This window comes from Verrucosispora sp. ts21 (genome assembly GCF_002879555.1).
In the GTDB taxonomy this organism is placed as follows: domain Bacteria; phylum Actinomycetota; class Actinomycetes; order Mycobacteriales; family Micromonosporaceae; genus Micromonospora; species Micromonospora gifhornensis.
In genome coordinates this window covers 25,873-47,875 of sequence record NZ_PNOZ01000013.1, presented here as the reverse complement: position 1 = coordinate 47,875, position 22,003 = coordinate 25,873, and the positions used below count along the sequence as shown (strand labels likewise).

15 protein-coding genes are annotated in these 22,003 nt (G+C 71.6%); 3 read left to right on the top strand and 12 right to left on the bottom strand.

Going from position 1 to position 22,003, the window contains the following annotated elements; translation table 11 throughout:
• Window positions 1–168: 168 nt before the first annotated feature.
• Window positions 169–1,260: a Glu/Leu/Phe/Val family dehydrogenase gene (locus C1A38_RS07870; RefSeq protein ID WP_102657165.1), complete on the bottom strand. Its 1,092-nt coding sequence runs from the start codon at window positions 1,258–1,260 to the stop codon at window positions 169–171.
• Window positions 1,261–1,279: 19 nt separating this feature from the next.
• Window positions 1,280–2,869 carry a benzoylformate decarboxylase gene (mdlC, locus tag C1A38_RS07865; RefSeq protein ID WP_102657164.1) on the bottom strand — a complete coding sequence of 530 codons (1,590 nt, stop codon included), beginning with the start codon at window positions 2,867–2,869 and terminating at the stop codon, window positions 1,280–1,282.
• A gap of 128 nt (window positions 2,870–2,997) precedes the next feature.
• Here mdlC and C1A38_RS07860 point away from each other — a divergent pair, with 128 nt between their 5' ends.
• A complete protein-coding gene (locus tag C1A38_RS07860; RefSeq protein ID WP_102657163.1) occupies window positions 2,998–3,726 on the top strand; it encodes an IclR family transcriptional regulator in 729 nt (242 codons plus the stop codon).
• A gap of 9 nt (window positions 3,727–3,735) precedes the next feature.
• On the opposite strand, the gene C1A38_RS07855 is transcribed toward C1A38_RS07860, so the two are convergent.
• From C1A38_RS07855 to C1A38_RS07835, 5 genes are all read right to left on the bottom strand, one after another.
• Complete coding sequence (locus tag C1A38_RS07855) at window positions 3,736–4,122, bottom strand: VOC family protein (RefSeq protein WP_102657162.1); 387 nt, start codon at window positions 4,120–4,122, stop codon at window positions 3,736–3,738.
• A 115-nt stretch (window positions 4,123–4,237) separates the two neighbouring features.
• Window positions 4,238–5,425, bottom strand: a complete 1,188-nt coding sequence (locus tag C1A38_RS07850) for a sensor histidine kinase (RefSeq protein ID WP_102657161.1) — start codon at window positions 5,423–5,425, stop codon at window positions 4,238–4,240.
• Window positions 5,422–6,090, bottom strand: coding sequence for a response regulator transcription factor (locus tag C1A38_RS07845; protein ID WP_013732317.1), 669 nt, complete (start codon window positions 6,088–6,090; stop codon window positions 5,422–5,424). The genes C1A38_RS07850 and C1A38_RS07845 overlap by 4 nt, the downstream gene beginning before the upstream one ends.
• A gap of 136 nt (window positions 6,091–6,226) precedes the next feature.
• The gene (locus tag C1A38_RS07840; RefSeq protein ID WP_146017482.1) at window positions 6,227–7,519 is read right to left on the bottom strand and encodes an outer membrane protein assembly factor BamB family protein; all 1,293 of its coding nucleotides are present in this window, start codon (window positions 7,517–7,519) and stop codon (window positions 6,227–6,229) included.
• The gene (locus C1A38_RS07835) at window positions 7,516–8,820 is read right to left on the bottom strand and encodes an outer membrane protein assembly factor BamB family protein (RefSeq protein WP_102657159.1); all 1,305 of its coding nucleotides are present in this window, start codon (window positions 8,818–8,820) and stop codon (window positions 7,516–7,518) included. The genes C1A38_RS07840 and C1A38_RS07835 overlap by 4 nt, the downstream gene beginning before the upstream one ends.
• 37 nt (window positions 8,821–8,857) lie before the next feature.
• Here C1A38_RS07835 and C1A38_RS07830 point away from each other — a divergent pair, with 37 nt between their 5' ends.
• Window positions 8,858–10,816 carry a DUF6311 domain-containing protein gene (locus C1A38_RS07830; RefSeq protein WP_199180127.1) on the top strand — a complete coding sequence of 653 codons (1,959 nt, stop codon included), beginning with the start codon at window positions 8,858–8,860 and terminating at the stop codon, window positions 10,814–10,816.
• A 3-nt stretch (window positions 10,817–10,819) separates the two neighbouring features.
• On the opposite strand, the gene C1A38_RS07825 is transcribed toward C1A38_RS07830, so the two are convergent.
• Both C1A38_RS07825 and C1A38_RS07820 read right to left on the bottom strand, forming a co-directional pair.
• The gene (locus C1A38_RS07825; protein ID WP_233196697.1) at window positions 10,820–12,595 is read right to left on the bottom strand and encodes a hypothetical protein; all 1,776 of its coding nucleotides are present in this window, start codon (window positions 12,593–12,595) and stop codon (window positions 10,820–10,822) included.
• Window positions 12,595–14,349, bottom strand: a complete 1,755-nt coding sequence (locus C1A38_RS07820) for a DUF6311 domain-containing protein (RefSeq protein WP_102657229.1) — start codon at window positions 14,347–14,349, stop codon at window positions 12,595–12,597. Before C1A38_RS07820 ends, C1A38_RS07825 begins: the two co-directional genes overlap by 1 nt.
• Window positions 14,350–14,697: 348 nt before the next feature.
• On the opposite strand from C1A38_RS07820, the gene C1A38_RS07815 reads away from it, so the two are divergent.
• The gene (locus C1A38_RS07815) at window positions 14,698–15,897 is read left to right on the top strand and encodes a hypothetical protein (protein WP_102657156.1); all 1,200 of its coding nucleotides are present in this window, start codon (window positions 14,698–14,700) and stop codon (window positions 15,895–15,897) included.
• Window positions 15,898–16,549: 652 nt separating this feature from the next.
• Here C1A38_RS07815 and dxs read toward each other — a convergent pair.
• From dxs to C1A38_RS07800, 3 genes are all read right to left on the bottom strand, one after another.
• A complete protein-coding gene (gene dxs / locus C1A38_RS07810) occupies window positions 16,550–18,502 on the bottom strand; it encodes a 1-deoxy-D-xylulose-5-phosphate synthase (protein ID WP_102657155.1) in 1,953 nt (650 codons plus the stop codon).
• Between the two features lie 98 nt (window positions 18,503–18,600).
• Complete coding sequence (locus C1A38_RS07805) at window positions 18,601–19,860, bottom strand: class I SAM-dependent RNA methyltransferase (RefSeq protein WP_102657228.1); 1,260 nt, start codon at window positions 19,858–19,860, stop codon at window positions 18,601–18,603.
• Window positions 19,861–19,865: 5 nt separating this feature from the next.
• Window positions 19,866–21,968 (bottom strand): amino acid permease, encoded by a 2,103-nt coding sequence (locus tag C1A38_RS07800; RefSeq protein ID WP_102657227.1) that lies wholly within the window; start codon window positions 21,966–21,968, stop codon window positions 19,866–19,868.
• Window positions 21,969–22,003: the final 35 nt, after the last annotated feature.

Here is a 22,003-nt window from a genome sequence, read left to right as displayed (position 1 = left end):
CGGGAGGCCTGACGGGCCAGCCGTCGCACGCGGGCTGACGGCGCACACAGGCTGACGGCCTCGACGTCGGGCACGGCTGACGGCCTCGACGTTACGCCGTAATGGCGGTGACCCGCCTGGCCGGATACCGCCATTACGCCGTAACGGAGTCGATCAAAAGGGGGTCGGTCAGTGGGGTAGGTAGCCGGGCTTGAGGCCGGTTCGGGCCTGCTGGATACGGGTGTGGGCGATGTCTTCGGCTGCCGTGCCGGGCAGGATGCCCTGCCGGCGGGCCAGGTCGAGCACCTCGGTCACCGTGTCGAAGATCTTCGCAACCTGGGCGGGCACCTCCTCCAGGGGAATCCGCCGGTACTCGGCCGATCCGGTGGTGACCCCACCGGCGCTGGCGACGAAGTCGGGCACCCAGAGGATGTCGCGCTCGGCGAGCTGCTGCTCGACCTCGGGGGTGGCGAGTTGGTTGTTGGCGGCGCCGCAGACCACTGCCGCGCGGATCGTCGGGACCGAGTCGCTGGTGAGGGTGGCACCGAGCGCGCACGGGGCGTAGATGTCGACAGGCGCGTCGATGACCCGCTCGGCGAGAAGCACCGCGGGCAGTTCCCGTCGGACCCGTTCGCGGGCGTGTGCAGAGATGTCGGCGGCGGTGACCGTGGCACCGGCCTCGACGAGGAGGCGGACGAGTTCGTGGCCGACCTTGCCGAGCCCTTCGACCCCGACGGTACGGCCGGCCAGGTCGGCGGTCCCCCATCGGACAGCAGCGGCGGCCCGCAGGGCGTGGAAGGCACCGTACGCGGTCATCGGGCCGCTGTCGCCGTACCCTCCGGCGTTTGTGGTGCGGCCGAGGACGTGGTCGGTGGACCGGCCGATCACATCGAGGTCGGCGGCGCTGATCCCGACGTCGCCGGCGGTGACGTAGCGGCCACCGAGGCTCTGCACGAAACGTCCGTAGGTCTCCAGCAACGCCTCGGACTTGATCGTGTCGGGGTCGCCGATGATGACCGCCTTGCCGCCGCCGCAGGGCAGGCCGGCGACCGCGTTCTTGTACGTCATCCCCCGCGACAGGCGCAGCACGTCGGTCAACGCGTCGGCCTCGGTGGCGTACGGGTGCATCCGGGTGCCGCCGACGGCCGGGCCGAGGGTGCTGTCGTGGATGGCGATGATCGCCCGCAGCCCGGTCTCCGGGTCCTGGCAGAAGATCACCTGCTCGTGCGGGAAGTCGGGGAAACGGCCGAGCACCGGGGCGGACGGCTGGGGTGCGGACATGGGCTTGCCTTTCAGCGGTTCAGGGGGTGGTGAGGTCGGTGTCGACCTGGATGAGCCGGGGTTCCCCGGCAGCGAGGGCGTCGGTGACCGCCTCGACGAGTGCCGTACGGCTGGAGACCGCGACGCCGGTGACGCCGTACCCGGCGGCCAGCGCGGTGAAGTCGATGCCGGGGATGTCCAGGCCCGGCGTCTCCCCGGCCTCCAGCACCCCTGCGAACCAGCGCAGCGCACCGTAGGTCCCGTTGCGCAGGATGACGAAGATGACCGGGATGCGGTAGCGGGCGGCGGTCCACAGCGCGGTGATGCCGTAGTTGGCCGACCCGTCCCCGACCAGGGCGACGACCTGCCGGTCGGGATCGGCCACCTGCACCCCGACGGCCGCGGGCAGCCCGAAGCCGAGGCCGCCGGAGGCGGGGAAGTAGTAGCTGCCGGGCCGGCGCAGGTCCGCCTGTGCCCAGAAGGCGCCGCTGGTCGAGGTGGATTCGGTGACCCAGACGGTGTCGGCCGGAGCGGTGTTCCGCAGCACGGCGAACACCTCCTCCGGATGCAGCCGGCCCGCCGAGGCGGGTCGCGGCGTCGCAATGGGCGGCAACGGTACGAGGGCGGCCCGCCGCCCGGGGGTGACGGCGGCGGCCAGCCGGGTGAGGGTGTCGGCGAGATCGCAGACGATCGCGTCGCCCATCGGCGCGCGGGCGGCTTCGCCCGGGTCCACGGTCAGGTGCACCAGTCGGGTGCCCTCGGGCAGATACCTTCCCGGGTCGTACTGGTGGTAGCGGAACACCGGTGCGCCGACGACCAGGACGAGGTCGTGTCCGGTCAGCAGGTCACTGATCGCCTTGACCCCGGCCGGCAGCACGCCGCGGAAGGCGGGGTGGCGGGTGGGGAACGGGCAGCGCGACGCCGACGGGGCGATCCAGGCCGGGGCGGCGAGGGCTTCGGCGAGCGCCACGGCATGGTCGTTCGCGGCGGTCGCGTCGACGTCGGGTCCGAGGATCAGCACCGGCCGGTCGGCGCGGTCCAGCACCGCGGCAAGCTCGGTGAGCTGCCGGGTGGTCAGCGCCGCGGCGGTCACGGTGGTACGGGACAGCAGGTGCCGCGCGTCGACGGAGGACTGGGCCTGCCAGTCGTCGTACGGCACCGACACGTACACCGGTCCCTGAGGTGCCAGCGTGGCGGTGTGGATCGCCTGGCTGATGGTTCGGGGCACGTCCTCGGCGGCGGCCGGCTCGCTGCTCCACTTCACCAGCGGCCGGGGCAGCGCGGCGGCGTCCACGTTGGCGAGCATCACCTCCTGGCCGACCGTCGAGCGGACCTGCTGCCCGGCGGTGACCACAAGCGGGCTGTGCGAGTAGACCGAGTTGGTCAGTTGGCCCATCGCGTTGCCGCTGCCCGCTGCCGCGTGCAGGTTGACAAGCGCCGGGCCTCGGCGGGCCTGGGCGTACCCGTCGGCCATGGCCAGCACCACGCCCTCGTGCAGGCCGAGGAGGTACCGGAAGTCGTCCGGCATACCGGCCAGGAACGGCAGCTCGTTCGAGCCGGGGTTGCCGAAGATGGTGGTCAGGCCGTGCGCCCGCAGCAGCTCGAAGGTCACGTCACGCACGCTCGCCACCGCACAGTTCCTCTCCGTCGACCCCCGACCAGTAGACCTTGATCTTCCGTCACGCAGAAGGGTCTGGGAGAAGGGTTCCTCTGTGCGGAATACTGCGCGGGTCGGCGGCGAGCAGTGGGAGGCAGGTCATGGAGTCGGTGGGCAACGCGCTACGAGCCCTGCTGTATCTCGGCGCCCAGGAGTCGGTGAGCGTGGCGGACCTCGGCCGGCACCTGCAGGTCGCCCCGTCCACCGCGCACCGGCTGCTGTCCACGCTCAAGGAGTTCGACTTCGCCCGCCAGGACGACTCCCGCCGGTACCGGCTCGGCCCTGCGGCACACGAGGTCGCCACCCGACAGGCCCCCTGGGACGTCGTCGCCGCCGTCCGCCCCCACATGGAACACCTGGCCGCGACCACCCGCGAGACGGTCAACCTGATCGGCTTGCAGGGTGCCTGTGTCGTCTTCCTCGACGGCGTCGAGAGCACGCAGACCGTCCGGGTCGGCGTCCGCACCGGCGACCGACTACCCGCCTACACCACCGCCGGCGGCAAGGCCCTGCTCGCCCAGATGCGCCCGAAGGACATCCGGGCGCTGCATCCGCGGACCTTGGCCGCGCTGACCGCCGCCACGATCACCACGACCGACCAACTGATCAAGGAACTCGACGCCGTACGCTCCCGCGGCTACGCGTCGAACATCGAAGAATGCGTCGACGGTGTGTACGCCGTCGGCGTGGCCGTCGTCCACCCCACCCGGGGCGCCGTGGCCGCACTCACCATCTCCGCCCCCGCACACCGGGTCGACGAGCGGCGCGCCGACCTCCTCGCCCAGCACCTCCTCCACGCCAACACCCGCCTCACGCAGGGCTGGCGCTGAACCGGCAGGTTATGCCGAGTGCTCCGCCCTGCTGCGCTCCACGCAGAACTCGTTGCCCTCCGGGTCGGCGAGGACCGCCCAGCCGGTGCCGTCGGGTCGGCGCTGATCGTCGATCAGTACGGCGCCCAGGGCGAGCAGACGGTCGATCTCCTCGTCGCGGGTCCGGTCGGTCGGTTGGAGATCCAGGTGTACCCGGTTCTTCGCGGTCTTGCCCTCCGGCACCCGCTGGAACAGCATCCCGCCGTCGGCGATCTCCGCCCCGGACAGCAGGGCGCACTCCGGCTCGCCCGGCTTGTTGTCGGGATCGTGCCGCATTCCGGTCGCCTCGGCCCAGAACGTCGCCATGGCGAACGGGTCGGCACAGTCGAAGTCGATCCATCGCACCCTCGAAGTCATGGGCCCAATCTCTCACCGTGATCAAGCGAATTACCGCCGCCGGGGCCGTAGCCGGTGTGCCAGAGGGCGCGATGGCGGCAACCGGGCCGCACCGGGTCACCCGGTCGGCACCGGATCACCGGACGGGGTTCTCCCCCGTCGACCCGGCGTCGGCGGCCGGCAGGTTGACCGTCACCTCCAGGCCACCGCCGGACTGCGCCACCGCGGTCACCGTGCCACCGTGCGCGTCGCAGACCGCCCGGACGATGGACAGGCCGAGCCCCGACCCGCGCGCCCCGGTCCGTTCCCGGCCGCCCCGCCGGAACGGCTCGAACAGTCCTGGTACGTCCGCCTGGTCCACCTCGAAACCGGTGTTGCCGACCACCAGCCAGGACCGCTGCCCATCGGAGCCGGTGCGTACCCAGAGTCGGCCGTGCAGGTGGTTGTAACGGACCGCGTTCTCGATCAGGTTGCCGGCCAGGCGATCCAGCAGACCAGGATCACCGACGACAGGTGCCGGTTCCAGCGAGGTGTGCACGTCGAGCTTTATCCGCTCCACCTCACGGCGTACCGCCGACAAGGCGTTGAGGGTGCCGGCGGCCAGGTCACACTCGGTACGCCGGCCCAGTCGACGGCCGGTCTGGGCCTCGCTGCGCGCCAGCACCAGCAGCGCGTCGACAAGGCTGTTGGCCCGTTCCGAGGCGTCACGCACCACGGTGGCCATCCGGCGGTACTCGGCGGCATCCGCCTCGTCGTCGCTGAGCGTCACATCGATTTCGGTACGCATCACGGCCAGCGGCGTACGCAGTTCGTGCGAGGCGTTGGCGACGAACCGTTTCTGGGCCTCGAAGGCGGCGGCGATGCGGTCCAGCATCTCGTCGAAGGTGTCGGCCAGCTCGGCCACCTCGTCGTTGGCCCCGGAGTAGCTGATCCGCTGGTCCAGCGTGGTTTCACCGAGCCGCCGCGCGGTCGCGGTGACCTGGTGCAGCGGTCGCAGCGCCCGACCGGCCACCGCGTACGCCCCGACCACCCCGACCGTCCCGATGGCCAGCAACGCGGCCAGCCCCTTGGCCAGCAGTTCCCCGGAGGCCGAGTCGACAAGTTGCCGCTGCCAGGCGGCGGCGTCCATGGAACGCCCGTCGGCCAGCAGCACCGTCGTGCCGGGCAGCAGTTCGTCGGTGGGCCGCAGCGCGTCACGGACCAGCAGCCAGGACAGCAGCACCAGGATCGCGCCCGCGCCCACCAGCAGCACGCCGTTGAGCAGGGTCAACCGCAGCCGCAGGGTGGGTCGCAGGCGCGGGGGCCGCCGCGGGGTGCCCGTCACGCCGGCACCTCGGCGGTACGGTAGCCGGCCCCCACCACGGTCTCGATCAGCGGCGGATCGCCGAGCTTGCGACGCAGGGTCATCACGGTGACCCGGACAATCGTGGTGAACGGGTCGGTGTTGGCGTCCCAGACCCGCTCCAGCAGTTCCTCGCTGGACACCACCGCACCGCGGGCCTTGAGCAGTTCGCAGAGGACGCCGAACTCCTTGTTGGTCAGCTCCACCGGTGCCCCGCCACGGGTGGCCGTCCGGCGGGCCGGGTCGACGACCAGGTCGGCCAGTTCCAGCACCGGCGGTGCCGCCGGGGTGGCCCGCCGGCCCAGCGCCTGCACCCGGGCGACCAGTTCGTCGAAGGCGAACGGCTTGGGCAGGTAGTCGTCCGCGCCGAGCTGTAGTCCTTCGACCCGGTCGGCGACGGTGCCGCTGGCGGTGAGCATCAGCACCCGGGTCAGCGCGCCCGAGCTGGCCAGCTCCGCGCAGATCTGGTCACCGTGCATCCCGGGCAGGTCACGGTCGAGCACCACCACGTCGTAGCGGGTGACGAAGGCCATCTCGTGACCGCTGTCGCCGTCGTACGCGACATCCACCGCCATTCCGCGCTTGCGCAGGCCACGCGCGATCGCGTCGGCGAGGTGGCGTTCGTCCTCGACCACAAGTACCCGCATGTCCAGCCCCTTCCCGGCGACGACAACTCGACAACCTAGCGCTGCTGGCCAAACCGGTCCCAACCCCCCGCGTCGGTGGTGCCGAGATCCTTCGGGGGTCGGCACTGATCCGGGCGGTCGAGGTGCCCCTGCCCGCTCAGTCGGGCAGCTGCCACAACCCGAAGTCGCCGCTCTGGCGGCGGCAGGCGATCAGGTCGTACCGGCTCTGACAGTCGCCGACGACGCCGGGAAGCACGTCGAGGCGCCGTGGCTGTGCCTCCGCCGGGTCGAGCCGGGCCAGCACCGCGCCCACCTCGGGCAACAGGTGGATGCCGAGCAGCCGGAGTTCCTGCTCGTAGCTGGCGACCGTCTCCCAGGAGCCGTGCTCGGTCACCACCTCCCCGGTCGCCGCGTCGAGCGTGACAAGCCCTGATTCGCCCAACTGCGCGAGAGCCCTCGTCGACGTCACCCGCAGCAGGTCACCATCCTCGCTGGTGCTCCACCGCACGTCCCCGGCCACCGGGTCGATGACATGCGTGCCGCCTCTGTTGGCCTTGGCGCAGAGCAGCGCACCGCAGCGGGTCACGTGGTCCGCCAGCGGCACGGTGGTCTGCCAGCGCGGCACCAGACCGGCCAGGTCGTAGGCGGTGATGGTCCGCGAGTTACGGACCACCAGCAGCAGGTCATCGACCACCGACGACTGCTGGTAGCCGGTGCTGTCGGCGGCGGGCAGCCGGTCGCGGAGCTGTCCGGTCCGGGCGTCGAGCACCTCGACGTCACCGGCGGCGGTGGACACCACGATGGCGTCGATCACACCGTCACGCTGGTGGTGTTCCACCCCGGACGGCGGCAACGTCCTGGACCACAGCTCACGGCCGGTGGCCACCTCGACCGAACGCAGCGTGGTCGACTGCTGAACGTCCCACGTCTGAAGCAGCACCCGACCCGACGCGTCGCGGGTGCCGAACCCGGCGCTGCGCCAGCGCTGCTGCCCGGTGGCGGCGTCCAGCAGCATGGTCTCGGTCGACCGGCCCAGGTTCTGCGACGGGACCAGCGACAACAGCACGCCGACGGCGGTGTCCTCCACCCGCATGAACCGGCCCCCTGGTGGCACCGGCACCCGCCACAGCGGTACGAGGCGTTGCGGGGTGACGGTGGCTCGCCGGGGCCGGGCATAGGCGGTGAGTTCCCGCGACCCGTCGGTCACCCTGGGTGCCGGGGTGATGGTGAAGATGTGGTCCTCGCTGAGGAACAGGTCGGCTGCCAGGCCGCCCGGCACCGTCGCGTGCACCCGCGCGGCCGGGGGTGCGGCGGCGGTCAGCACCACCAGCATGGCCAACGCCATCAGCGCGAGGGGCCATTGTCGGCCCCGACCGCTGGGGCGACGCTGCGGGCGCGGCGGTTGCGGGTCAGTCGGCTCGGTCAGCTCACCGAGGTCGATAAGTGTCACGGCCGCCTCGCTGCGCCGTGCAGTTCCCACACCCCGAAGTCGCCGTCCTGGCGGCGGCACACGATCAGGTCCTCGCGGTACCCGCAGTTGCCGGTCGCACCGGGCAACAGATCGATGCGCCGGGGCTGCGTCCGCGTCGGATCGATCCGGGCCAGCACCACCCCCACATCACGGATGGACCGCGTCCCGAGCAGCTCCGGATCGTCACCGAATCCGTCGACCAGCTCCCACCGTTCAGCGTCATCCGCCCCCCGGGTGCCTGCGTGGACGGTCGTCACCGTCTGTCCGCTGCCGCGATGATCGATTACCAGCGCCCGCGCGTCGCTGGCGACCAGGACGTTGACGTTCTCGACGACGCGCCAGCGGATCTCCCCGGTCGCCGGGTCGAGTATGTACACACTTTCCCCGTCACCCGCGCGGACACAGACCAGGTCACCGCACGGGTGAACCCACACGATCGACGCGAGCAACGCTTGCCAGCGACGATCCAGTTCGTCGACGTGGTAGGCGGCAACCCTCGTGGGGTTGACCACCAGCACCAGGTCACCCATCACCACGGCGTACTGGTAGCGATCCGCGTCGCCGACGGCCGGCAGACGCCGCCGCAGTGTGCCGGTGCGCGGATCCAGCACCTCGATGTCACCGGCCACGGTGGAGACCACGAGGGCGTCGACACGCGCCGCCCGCTGGTGGTACGACACAAACTTCGCCCTCGACGGCATCGACCACAGCACGCGGCCGGTGGTCAGCTCGGCCGAGGAGACCGCGACCAAGTCCTGACCGTCGAACGTGTGCAGCAGCACCCGGTCGGATGCGTCGATCGTGGCGATTCCCGGTTGCCGCCAGCGCGGCTGCCCGGTCCGGCTGTTCAGCAGCATCGTCTCGGACCTGTCGCTGTCGGTGCCGTACAGGGAGAGCACCAGTCCGTCGTCACCCACGGCCTCTGCCACGGTGACCCGGCTGGGCCCGATCGGCAGACGCCACAGTGGAGTGAGCTGTTGCGTGTGCCCACCGGCCCGCTCCGGTCGCCGGTAGACGAGCACCTCCTGGTCGTCGCCACCGGCCTCCCGGAGCGGCACGACGGCGACGATCTGCTCGCCGGTGAGGAACACCTCGGCGGCCAACGAGGACGGCAGGACCGCCTGCATCCGAACGGCCGGTGGGGCGGCCCCGGTCAGCACCAGCAGCACGGCCAGCATCATCGGCAGCAGCAGCGACCGGGAGCGGCCGGCCCGGATTCGGCGGCGCGGTGGCCGTGGCTCGGTCGGCTCGGTCCGGTCGCCGAGGTCGATCACCGTCACGCTCGCCCTCCCCCGCAACACATCCGGTACGCACCCTATGGGTGCCAAAAGCCCCAAGAGCCCGCCTGTACGATGGCCCGTCGTGGCTGTGCCGGTGGTAAATCCCTCGCTGAATCCCGTCTCCCCGACCGTCGAGACGCAATCCACAGGGCGACCTCGGCGCCGGCCGGCCCGTGCCGACGTGCTGGCCATCGGAGCCTACGTGCTGCTCGGTGTCGTCGTCTGTCTCAACTACTGGGGGGACGTCAACAACCGGGTCTCGTCGCACCTGCCCACCGACCACAGTTGGTTCGAGTGGCTGTTCTCGCACGGCGCGTACTCGCTGCGCAACCTGGAGAACCCGCTGTTCAGCACGCAGCAGAACGCCCCCGACGGGGTGAACATGATGGCCAACACCTCGCTGCTCGGGGTGACCCTGCCGTTGGCCCCGCTGACCTGGCTGCTCGGCCCCCAGGTGGTGTACGCGCTCTACCTGGGCGGTGCGCTGGCCGCCACGGCGGGCACCGCGTACTGGATGCTGTCGCGGCACCTGGTCCGCTCGCGGGCGGCGGCCTTCATCGGCGGCGGGTTCCTCGGCTTCGCCCCCGGCATCGTGCACCACGCCAACGGCCAGCCCAACTTCGTCTCCAACTTCCTGCTCCCGCTGATCGTGGTGCGGGTGTTCCGGCTGACCGAGCCAGGCCGGTGGCGACGCAACGGGCTGGTGCTGGGGTTGCTGGTGGCGTACCAGATCTTCATCAACGAGGAGATGCTGCTGCTCACCGCGCTGGCCTGCCTGGTCGTCGTGATCGCGTACGCGATCATGCGGCCCCGGGCGGCGCGGCAGCGGGCCGGCACCTTCGCCGCCGGGCTGGGTGTCGGCGGCGGGCTGGCCCTGCTGCTGACGGCGTACCCGATCTGGTTCCAGTTCAACGGCCCGCAGTCCTACCGGGGGTTGCAGGGCGGGGTGTTCCACAGCTGGGGCGAGGACATCGTCGCCTTCGTCACCTTCCCCCGCGACACCATCGCCGGCACCGAGGCGGTGGAGAAGACAATCGGGTTGACCGAGCAGAACACCTGGTTCGGCTGGCCGCTGGTGCTGCTCTGCGTGGTGGCCCTGGCAATGCTGGTCCGCCGATCGCTTGTGGCCCGCATCCTGGCCGTGCTCGTGGTGTTCTTCTCCGTGGCGGCGCTCGGCCCGGAGATCCGGTTCAACGGCAAGCTGACCGGCATTCCCGGACCGTGGTCGTACATCCCGGAGGACCTGCCGCTTGTCGAGATGATGATGCCGACCCGGCTGACCCTGGTGACCACCGCCGCGCTCGGTGTCCTGCTCGCGCTGGCCTGGGACGCGGTAGCCGGGCGCGGTCGACCGCCGGTACCGGCCCCACGCGCCCCCCTGCCGGCGGAGGGCTCGGCGGGCGCCCCGGAACCGACGAGCGGTGCGGAGTCGGCGGGTGTCTCGGAGTCGGCGAGTGGCACGCGGCGGCGACCGCGTTGGCAGCAGGCTGTCGGGTACGCGGCGATCACGCTTGCCGTACTGCCGCTGATCCCCACCCCGCTGCCGGCCGAGCCGGTCGATCCGCCGCCTACCTTCATCACCTCCGGCGCCTGGCGGCCGTACGTGCCGGACGGTCGGACCCTGGTGCCGGTGCCCATCCCCAGCAACGTGCACGGGCTGTCCACGCTGCGCTGGAGCGCGCTGACCCAGCACCAGTTCCCGATTCCGGCCGGCTACTTCATCGGCCCGAACCTCGACGGCGAGGGTGTCTTCGGCGCACCGAACCGGCACACCAGCACGCTGATCTACCGCAGCATGGACAGCGGCGAACTGCCCGAGCTGACCGACGAGGACCGCCAGCGGGCGGTGGAGGATCTGCGCTTCTGGCGGGCCTCGGTGGTGGTTCTCGGCGCCCACCCCAAGCAGGCCGTGCTGCGGGAACTGATGTCCGCCCTGCTCGGCGAGCCGCAGCGCGTCGACGACGTCTGGCTCTGGGACGTCCGCGACCGGGTGTAGGGGTCAGCCGACCAGCGGGCGGACGTCCCAGACGAACGCGCCGTCGATCGGGCGGGGCGGCCCGAGCAGGGCCTCGACGGTACGACGTACCGGGTCGCCGTGGCGCAGTTCGCCCTGCACCACCACCGCCGCCCGCCAGTGCCGCAGGTCCGCCACCGCCTGCCGACGGTCCGCGTCGGTGATCGACGGCAGCTCACCGGTGTCGGCCACCCGGCGCAGCAGCGCCGAGGTGGGCCGGTCCGGGGCACCCCAGCGGGCCGTCGGGTCGTCCGCGGCCTTCGGGCCGATGAAGAAGCCACCCGGTGCGGTGAACGCCAGCCGGGTCCGCGCCGACCAGAGCATCGCCGGGCTGCGGCCGTGGTTGGTGACCGGCGGCACCGCCACCAGGGTCCGCCCGGCCGGCACGTACGCCCGCCAGGTGCCGTCGGCGACGAACGCCGGCACCGGCCAGACCGGCACGGTCCGGATCGGAGTCGGCGTCAACGGCAGCAGTGCGGCGGTGAGCGCACCGGCCCAGAGCAGCCGCATCCCCGTCCGGGTGGAGGCCCACTGCCGGGCGACCCGGTCCGCGGCCAGCGCCACAAGCATCCCCAGCACCGGTACGCAGACCAGCGCGAACCGGGCCGGCACCACGTGGTCGAGCAACGGCAACCCGGAGATCAGCCGGTACGGCCCGACCAGCTCGGTGACTTCCGCGTCGAGGCGTACCGGGTTGCCGAGGGAGAGCAGGGCGAAGACCACCCCGCACCCGGCCAGCGCCCGCACCAGTGGCCGACGCCAGAGCCAGGCGGTGGCGAGCACGGCCAGCACCAGCAGTGCCGGCCCGAAGAAGGAGTTCTCCTCGGTCGAATTGGGTGCCAGCAGGGCACTGTCCCGGCCGTCCCCGAGGACGGTCTGCCGGGCCAGGGCCGGGAAGGACGCCGCGTCGAGCTGGTAGGCGTGCGCGTAGAACGGCATGCCCCGGTAGTGGCCGGGGCCGAAGAACTGAAACCACAGGGGGTACGCCAGCAGCGCTGCCGCCACCACCGCGCCGATCCCGATCCGGGCGGCGAGCCCGGGGGCGAGTCGGCGGGCCGCCGTCCGGTCGGCGAGCGCGTACCCGAGTGCGAACACCCCGGCCGCCAGCGCCACGAAGAGCAGCAGTTCCTCGCCAAGGAAGACCTGGTAGGTGACGGCCAGCCCGAGCAGCAGCCCGTACCGCCACACCCGGCCGCCGGGTTCGCCACGGAACACCAGCGCCAGGATCACCGGCACCAGGAACTGGGCGGCCATGTGCAGGTGCGCCCCGGCCTGGGCGACCATTCCGGGAGCGAAACCGCAGATCAGCCCACCGATCGCGGCAGCCGCCCGGGACCGGACCAGCCGCCGGTGCAGCAACACGTACCAGGCGGTGGCGGTGCCGGCGAGACAGCCGACCACCGCCACCACGAACGCGGTCTGCGAGCCGAACAGCAGGGTCACCGGGGTCAGTGGCACGCCCAGCCCGAGCACGGAGGTGTTGGCCATCAGGTTCACCCCGCCGGGGGCGTTGAGCGCGTCGCTCCACAGCGGATTCTCGAACCCCGCCACGGCCCGGGCGGCGCGGGCCAGCATCCACTCGAAGAGGATCTGGTCCCCGGCCTGGTGGAACAGCCGGTCCGGGCGGCCCCACTGGCGGCTGGTCAGCCACGCCGCCAACGCCAGGTATCCGGCCACCACCGCGACATCCGGGGTACGGGGAAGCCGCAACCGGCGGCGGGTGGTGGGCTGGACGGGGCGTTCGGCTGTGCCGACCGGCATCAGGCCGTCCGGTCGGTCAACGCCCGTACGTCCCACACCCAGACGTCCAGTTCCTGGCGGGCCGGGCCGACGAGTTGCTCGACGGTCTGCCGCAGCGGCTCCGAGTGCGGCTGGCTCACCGGCAACACCAGGACCGCCGCCCGCCACTGCCGCAACTCGTCGAGGGAGCGGCGCCGCTGGCGGTCGTTCAGTTCAGGCGTACGCCCGGTCGTCGCGACCTCCTCCAGCAGCCGGCCGATGCCGCTGGGCCGACCGCCGAACCGGCCCGGGTCGCCGGTGTTGCCGTTGCGCGGGGCGAGGAAGTACCCGCCCGGCATCTTGAAGTCGAGGTTGGTGGCGGCGGCCCAGCGCATGCCGTTGGTGTTGCCCATGCTCGGCACCGGGATCGGCACCAGCGTCTGATCCGGTCCGACGTAGGCACGCCAACGGTCGGAGGTGATGAACTCCGGCACGGGTGGCCGGGTGGTCATCGGCAGCGGCATGGGCGCGATCGGCAGCAGGGCGAGGACCAGCCCACCGGCGGTGAGCGTACGTAGGGTGCGCGGGTCCAGCGGCAGCGTTCGGCTGCGTTCGATGGCCAGGGCCAGCAGGATCGCCACCACCACGCTGGTGATCATGCCGAACCGGGTCGGTACGACGGCGTCGAGCAGCGGCAGTCGGACCAGCCACTCCCACGGTCCGACGATCAGTTCCCGGTCCCACCAGGTGATGCGCTCGCCGAGGGAGAGCAGGGCGTAGAACGCGGCCGTGGCCGCCAACGCCCGGACCAGCACCTCCCGCCGCAGCCACAGCACGATGCCCACGGCGATCAGCGCCAGGCTCCAGCCGAAGAAGGCGTTCTCCTCGGAGTAGTTGGGTGCGAGGTTGACGTTGGCCCGCTGGTTGCCGCCGATGGTCGGCGATCCGGGGGCGAGGTAGGCGGCGATGTCGTTGCCGTAGTCACGCACCGCGTCGCTGAGCCCGTGGTACGCCATCGGCCCGGCGAACTGGATGTACAGCGGGTACGCCAGCAGCGCACCGGCGATCACCGTGCAGGTGGCCACCGCCTTGCCCAGCGGCCGCCAGGCCGTCGACCAGAGCGCGGGACGCTGGACGACCACCGCGATCAGGAAGATCCCGCAGCCCATCGCGGTGAACAGCAGGATCTCCTCGTTGATGAACGCCTGCGCGGTGACCAGCAGCGCCAGCAGCGCCCCGTCCCGGTACGGCCGGGTCGAGCGGGTGATCACCATGACCCGCCAGACGATGAACGGCAGCAGGAACTGGCTGATGATGTTCGGATGCCAGCTGGCGTGGGAGAGCATCGCCGGTGAGAATCCGCAGAACCAGCCGCCCACCACGGCAGCCAGCCGGTTGCTCACCACGTGCCGGGACAGCACGTGGTACCACGCCGAGGCGGTGCCCGCGAGGGCGAGGGTGACAAGCACCACGAAGGTGACCGCCGGTCCGAACAGCAGCGTCACCGGCACCATCGGGATGCCCAGCGCGAGGATGGCCGTGTTGGCCATCAGGTTGACCCCGTCGGGATAGTTGAACTGCTCAGTGAAGAACGGGAACTCCCCGTGCAGCACCACCCGTACCGAGTGGGCGAGGAAGAACTGCACCTGCGCCGGGTCACTGCTGTACAGCGAGGCGACCCGGCCGGCCGGGTCCGCCCAGATCTGACTGGTCACCCAGACCGCGACGAGCAGGAACCCGCCGAAGACGGCGAGATCCACCCGACGGGGGGTCCATCGGAACCGACGCTTCGGGATGGCGTCCGCCTGGTTCGACCCGCCGCCGGTCGTCCCACCATCCACAGTAGAATCCGACACAACGGAACCTCGCCCATCTTCACGCTCAGTGATGGGTTCGGCTGGCAGGTCTGTGGTGACGTCGGTTTTCGGCGGGATTGCGGCGCGGGTCTCGGCAGGCGTCACAGTCGGCGGAGTCTACCCGAGTAGGGAAATAGCACCCAAGTTGACGGGCCGTCCCCTATGGTCGATGCGCACCGATGCGACGCAGCGTGAGGCGGGGCAGCGTGAGGCGGAGAGGAGCTTGGGCGTGACATCTCGTACTATTGCCCTCCGAAACGACGACCGACGCGATCGGGGGCGTAACAGGTGGGTCCAGCCCGCTGGCGCGGCCTGACGGCCACCAGCCTGTCGGCACTGCTGGTCGCCGTCGCCGCCTGCGGCCCGGTGGCCGAGCGCCGCCCGCAGGACCTGCGGGTCGGCTACGACAGCCTGGACGGTTCGCTGACCGTCTGGCCGCCACGCGGCTCACTGGCCGAGGACCCGGCCGCGACGGCCGCGGCGACCCGGGCGGTACGAGACTGGCGCTCCCCGATCGACGATCGGGTGCACGTACCGTCGTCCGGCATCCTCTACTCCGGCCAGGTCGGCGGCACACCGCTGGCCCTGGTCGCCGCCTCGGTGCCCGGCCAGGCCGCCTCCTGGCTGCTGCAACTGACGGGTGACGGCGACGGATACCAGGTCACCCATGCCACCGAGTACACCGACCCCGGCTACCTGGTCTACTCCGACGTGCTGCCGGTGCAGGCGGCCGACGGCCGGCGCTACTTCACCTCGGAACGGGTCCGCCGCCTGGTCGGGCCGAACGGTCGGATCCTGTCCGCCACCGACGGTCTCACCGACCCGGTCGACGTGCCGGAATGCCGCGCGGTGACGGTGACCGCCACCCTGCGTTCCACCACGTCCCTGCCCCGGGGCCGCACCGCCGACCGGCTGCTCGACCTCGGCACCGGCATCACCGCACCGCGGTATCCCCTGGTCCGCGACGAGAGCGGCTCGGGCCGCCGGGCGCTGACCGGCCTCGACACCTGCCGACTGGCCGACAAGGACGGTCCCTTCGGCAGCGTCACCCGACGGGTGGGAGACCGGGACACCCCCGACTCAGTGCCGGCCTCCTGGCCCATGGCGAAGGTGGCCGTCCGTACCCTCGGCGAGGTGGCCCTCGACGGAGGCGAACCGGCCGAGTTGGAGCAACTGACCTGGGAGACCGCCGACGGCACGATGAGCGCCGTGGTCTACCGACCGGCCGACGACGCCCCGCTCGTCTACTCGCCCGCCGACCGGACCAGCCCGTTGCAGGTCTACGAACTGCCGGTGCCCGGTCAACCACTTGTCGTGCTCAGCTGGCGGTCCACCAAAGACACCACCCTGTCGGTCCCACCCGGCACGACCCGCCTGGTCGACCGCCCCGGCCTGGTCGTAGCGCCGCTGCCCGAGCGCCGCCAGACCTTCAGCCTCGCCGCCGACGACAAGACCCACTACCGCACCGCCGGCCCCGCCCGCCGCTAACCGTCCCGTCGCACGACGGAGACCGCCCCTGACCGCGCCGCCGAACGGCGGAGACCGCCGCTGACCGCCCCGTCGCACGGCGGAGACCACACCAGGACGGCGTTCCTACCGCTGACCCGCTCGCCGCTTCCGGCCACCCGACCGATGCCGGTCCAATCCCCACCGGAAGTCACTGCCAGTGACTGGCCTTGCCACCACCCCCGTCACCGAACGTCACAAGGGACAGCCGACCTCTCGGTACCCCTCCCCGCGCCTTTGCTCTGCTTCAACCCACGCAATAGGTCCTGAGCTATGCAAATAGAGATCGGGAGGAACATCCGTTGCCGTGCGTCAAACACGCAGGGTAAACCGTTGCGTGGGTTGAAGCAGAGCAAAGGGGCCGCGCAGGGGTATGGGCGACTGCCCACGTCACACGCGCTGTTATCGGTCCGGCTTCGCGCGACGTCGCCTGCGCGGTGCGCTGGTAACCAGGCAGACGCGGAGAACGGGCGCGGAGAACGGGCCTGGAGAGTGCGCCACGCCGGGCCGCCCGGTTCCCCGTTGAAGTCGGCCGCCGATTTACGGATGGACCGGCCCCGGGGAGGTCACCGGGGCCGGTCCATCTACGCGACGAGTCGATCGAGCTGGGTTGCTTGGTCGATCGGCGGGTGGATCAGTTGTGGGTGGGGGTGTTGTTGGTGGGTACCGGGAGGGCCTCCACGGTCTGGGTGTCCAGGCGGGAGATCCAGCCGGTGACGTCGCGGGCGACGTCCTGGGCGGTCAGGCCGAGGTCGGCGAGGATCTGGGCACGCGAGCCGTGCGGGTGCCAGTCGGCCGGCACGCCCAGGTCGCGCAGCGGCACCTGGACGTCGGCGTCGCGCATGGCCTGGGCCAGGGCGTCACCGACGCCGCCGATGCGTACGCCGTCCTCGACGGTGACGACCAGCCGGTGCCCGGCGGCCAACTCGACGAGTTCGGCCGGGACCGGGCGGACCCAGCGCGGGTCGACCACGGTGACCCCGTAGCCCTGCTCGGCGAGCCGGGTGGCGACCTCCATGCCCAACTGCCCGAAGGAGCCGACGGCGACCAGCAGCACGTCCGTCCGCTCCGACTCGGTCAACACGTCGACGGTGCCGACCCGTCGCACGGCGGGCAGGTCGGCGGCGACCGTGCCGGTGGGGTAACGCAGCACGGTCGGGCCGTCGTCGACGGCTACCGCCTCGCGCAGTTCCTCGCGCAGGGTGGCGGCGTCGCGGGGGGCGGCCATCCGTAGGCCGGGCACCACGCCGAAGACCGACATGTCCCAGATGCCGTAGTGGCTGGGGCCGTCGGGGCCGGTGATGCCGGCCCGGTCCAGCACGAAGGTCACCGGCAGCTTGTGCATCGCCACGTCCAGCAGGACCTGGTCGAAGGCCCGGTTGAGGAAGGTCGCGTAGACCGCCACCACCGGGTGCAGCCCGCCGAGGGCCAGCCCGGCGGCCGAGGTGGCCGCGTGCTGCTCGGCGATGCCCACGTCGTAGGTGCGCTCCGGGTACTTGCGGGCCAGCTTCGCGATGCCGGTGGGCTCGGCCATCGCGGCGGTGATGCCGACCACGTCGGGCCGCTCGTCGGCGATCTTGACCAGCTCGTCGGCGAAGACGTTCGTCCACTTCACCGACGGCGCGGCGGTGGCCTTGCCGGTGGCGATGTCGAAGGCGCCGGGGCCGTGGAAGCAGTCCGCCTCGTCCTCCTCGGCGGGGCGGTAGCCGTAACCCTTGCGGGTCACCGCGTGCACGATCACCGGGCCGCCGAAGTTCTTCGCGGCGCGCAGCGCCGTCTCGACCGCGGCCACGTCGTGCCCGTCGACCGGGCCGACGTACTTGATGCCGAGGTCCTCGAACATCGCCTGCGGGGCGACCGCGTCCTTGATGCCCCGCTTGACCGCGTGCAGTACCTCGTACATCGGCTTGCCGACCAGCGGGGTCGAGCCGAGTGCGTCCTTGACCGCGTCGAGGACCTTCTCGTAGCCGGGGTTGAGCCGCAGGGTCGACAGGTGGTCGGCGAGGCCACCGATGGTCGGCGCGTACGAGCGGCCGTTGTCGTTGACCACGATGACCAGGGGGTTGCCGGAGGCGGCGATGTTGTTCAGCGCCTCCCAGCACATGCCGCCGGTCAGCGCCCCGTCGCCGACCACGGCCACCACGCTGCGGGCCTCACCGCGCAGCGCGTACGCCTTGGCCAGCCCGTCGGCGTACGACAGGGCGGTGGAGGCGTGCGAGTTCTCGATGATGTCGTGCTCGCTCTCGGCCCGGCTGGGGTAGCCGGAGAGCCCGCCGCGCTGGCGCAGCTGGTCGAAACCGTCCTGCCGACCAGTGATGATCTTGTGGACGTACACCTGGTGGCCGGTGTCGAACAGCAGCCGGTCACGGGGAGAGTCGAAGACCCGGTGCAGGGCGAGGGTGAGTTCCACCACGCCCAGGTTGGGGCCGATGTGCCCGCCGGTGCGCGACACCTTGGCGACCAGGAAGTCACGGATCTCGGCGGCGAGGTTGTCCAGCTCGGTGCCCGACATCCGCCGGACGTCCTGCGGACCGTGCACCCTGGCCAGCAGCCGGCCCTGGTTGGCCGTGTCCTCTTCAGCACTCATGACCGCAGAGTCTATCGGCCTTCGCCCACCTCGCAGCCCGGTCACCGGTCCGGGGAGGCTGAGCACGAGGTCAGCGCCACACCCGGAACAGGAGTCGTTCAAGTCGGCAACAGCAGCCCGACCAGCTCCACGTGCTGGGTCATCGGAAACAGGTCGTACCCACGCAAGGCGGCCAGCCGCCACCCGAGATCGGTGAAGACCCGCAGGTCCCGGGCGAAGGCGGCCGGGTCACAGGCCACGTACGCCACCGCCCGGGGCCCGGCGGCGACCACGTCGCGCACCACCCGCGCTCCGGCACCTGACCGCGGCGGATCGAGCACCACCACGTCGACCGGCCCGGTGATCCGTCGGCGGGCCAACGCCGTTTCCACCCGGGCCGCCACCACCTCCACCTGGGCCAGGTCGCGCAGGTTCTCCCGGGCGGCGGCGACACCGTCGCCGGCCGCCTCGACCAGGGTGACCCGGCCACTCTCGCCGACCCGCTCGGCCAGCGCCGCGGCGAACAGCCCGGCCCCGCCGTAGAGGTCCCAGGCCCGCTCCCCCGGCCCCGGCCCGGTCAGCTCCAGTACCGCGGCGACCAGGGTGTCCGCGGCCGCGGGATGGACCTGCCAGAACGACGAGGCGGGCAGGAGCCAGTCCCGGCCCGCGGCCCGCTCCCGGACCCGCTCCGGGCCGCTGACCCGCCGGGTACGCCCCGCCGTCGAGGCCGTCACCGTCACGTCGCCGCCGGTGGAGGCGACCACCTCCACCGTGTCGTCGTCGGGCCACCTGGTGCCGCTGGAGGTCAGCACCGGCCGGTCCTGGATGGCCGGGTGGGCGATCAGGCACCGGTCGACCGGCACCACCTCGTGCGAGCGGTGCCTGAGCAGACCCGCCCGGCCCGCCGCGTCCACGGCGTAGCGGACCCGGGAACGCCAGCCGAGCGGGCCGCCGGGCAGCGCCTCGACCCGCACGTCCAGCGCGTCGCACCCGGCCTCGTCGAGGCCGCCGAGGCGGATCAGCTGCTCCCGCACCACGTCGGTCTTCCAGCGCAGCTGGGCGGGCACCGCGACATGTTGCAGGTCGCAGCCACCACAGCGCCCCGGCCGGGCGTACGGGCAGGGTGGCTCGACCCGGTCGGCCGAGGGCTCCAGCACCCGTACCGCGTCGGCCCGGACGAAGCCGCGGTGCACCTCGGTGACCTCGGCCACCACCCGTTCGCCGGGCAGCGCGTGCCGGACGAAGACCACCTGCCCGTCCACCCGGGCCACGCAGTGCCCGCCGGGGGCGACCGCCGCCACGGTCAACTCGACCTGCTCGGCCTCGGTCAATCCACTGCGACCATCGGCCGCCTCGGACTGCTGTACCGGGAGGGTCATCTCGTTCACCGTGTCTCTCCGTTCGACGACTGCTGGCCCGGCCCGGACGGCGCGGGGTCCACCGGTACGGGGTCCATCGGCGTGGGGTCCACCGGCGCGACGCTCGGCGGGAGGGTGCTTCGGGGCGCCGCCCGAGGGCCTCGCACCGGCCCCCGCCCCAGGGTGGCGTCCATCCGGTCGAGGTCCTTGCCGGCTGTCGAGGCGAGCTGCCAGGGCACGCTGGTGACCATCACACCCGGCTCGAACAGCAGCCGGCCCTTGAGTCGCAGTGCGCTCTGGTTGTGCAGCAGGTTCTCCCACCAGCGCCCGACGACGTACTCGGGGATGAAGACCGTGACCACGTCGCGGGGTGAGTCCCGGCGGACGCCTGCCACGTAGTTCAGGATCGGTCGGGTGATCTCCCGGTACGGCGAGTCGATCACCGTCAGCGGGATCGGCACGTCCCGACGTTCCCACTCGGTCTGCAACTGCCGGGTGTCGACGTCGTCCACGTTGACGGTCACCGCGGTCAGCGTGTCCGGCCGGGTGGCCTGGGCGTACGCCACGGCCCGCAGGGTCGGCTGGTGCAGCTTGCTGACCAGCACGATGGCGTGGTTGCGGGCCGGCAGCACCGGCCGCCCGTCGTCCGGTGCCAGCTCGACGGCGACCCGGTCGTAGTGCCGGCGGATGGCCAGCATCAGCAGGTAGATCACGCCCATCGCGACGATGGCGATCCAGGCGCCCAGCAGGAACTTGGTGATCAGCACGATGACCAGCACCGCACCGGTCATCGCCATGCCGAAGGTGTTGATCGCCCGGGACCGGAGCATCCGACGGCGCACCTGCGGATCCCGCTCGGTACGCAGGCGCCGGTTCCAGTGCCGGATCATGCCGGCCTGGGAGAGGGTGAACGAGACGAAGACCCCCACGATGTAGAGCTGGATCAGCTTGGTCACCTCGGCCTGGAACCCGACGATCAGCACGATCGCGAAGGCGGCCAGGAAGAGGATGCCGTTGGAGAAGGCCAGCCGGTCGCCTCGGGTGTGCAGTTGACGGGGCAGGTAGCGGTCCTGGGCGAGGATCGAGCCGAGGACCGGGAAGCCGGTGAAGGCCGTGTTGGCGGCCACGAACAGGATCGTGGCGGTCACCCCGACGACCAGGAACAGCAGCACCGAGCCGGAGCCGAAGATCGTCTCGCCGAGCTGCGCGGTGACGGTCTTCTGCACGTACCCCTCGGGGCCGGCGACGATCTGGTGGCTCGGGTCCTCGACGAACTGCAACCCGGTGAGCCGGGCCAGCCAGATGATGCCGACCAGCATGGTGACCGAGACCAGGCCGAGCATCAGCAGGGTGGTGGCGGCGTTGCGGCTCTTGGGCGCCTTGAACGCCGGTACGCCGTTGGAGATCGCCTCCACTCCGGTGAGCGCGGCGCAACCGGAGGAAAAGCTGCGCAGCAGCAGGAACGCCATGGCCCAGCCGGTGGTGTCGTGCCATTCGGCGGCGATGACCAGGTCGGCGCTGGGTGCCCGCAGGTCCTCACCGAGCACCACGATGCGGACCAGCCCGGTCAGGATCATGCCGACGATCACGATCATGAACCCGTAGGTGGGGATGGCGAAGGCGCTGCCCGCCTCCTTGAGCCCGCGCAGGTTGACCGCGGTCAGCAGGATCACGGCGGTGACCGCGATGAGCACCTTGTGGGTGGCGACGAACGGGATCACCGAGCCGAGGTTGGCCACCCCGGAGGAGACCGACACGGCGACGGTCAGCACGTAGTCGACAAGCAGCGCGCTGGCCACCCCGACCCCGGCCCGGGGGCCCAGGTTGACCGTGGCCACCTCGTAGTCGCCACCGCCGGAGGGGTAGGCGTGCACGTTCTGCCGATAGCTGGCCACCACGGTCAGCATCACCACGACGACCCCGAGGGCCACCCACGGCGAGAAGACGAAGGCCGAGGCGCCCGCGATGGAGAGCATCAGCAGGATCTCGTCCGGCGCGTACGCGACGCTGGACAACGCGTCCGAGGCGAACACGGGCAGGGCGATGCGCTTCGGCAGGAGGGTGTGCTTGAGCCGGTCGGACCGGAACGGTCGACCGACGAGCAGCCGCTTCAGCAGGGTTCGGGCCACGGTCGCCAAGCGTACGGCTGACGCCGCCGCTCCCG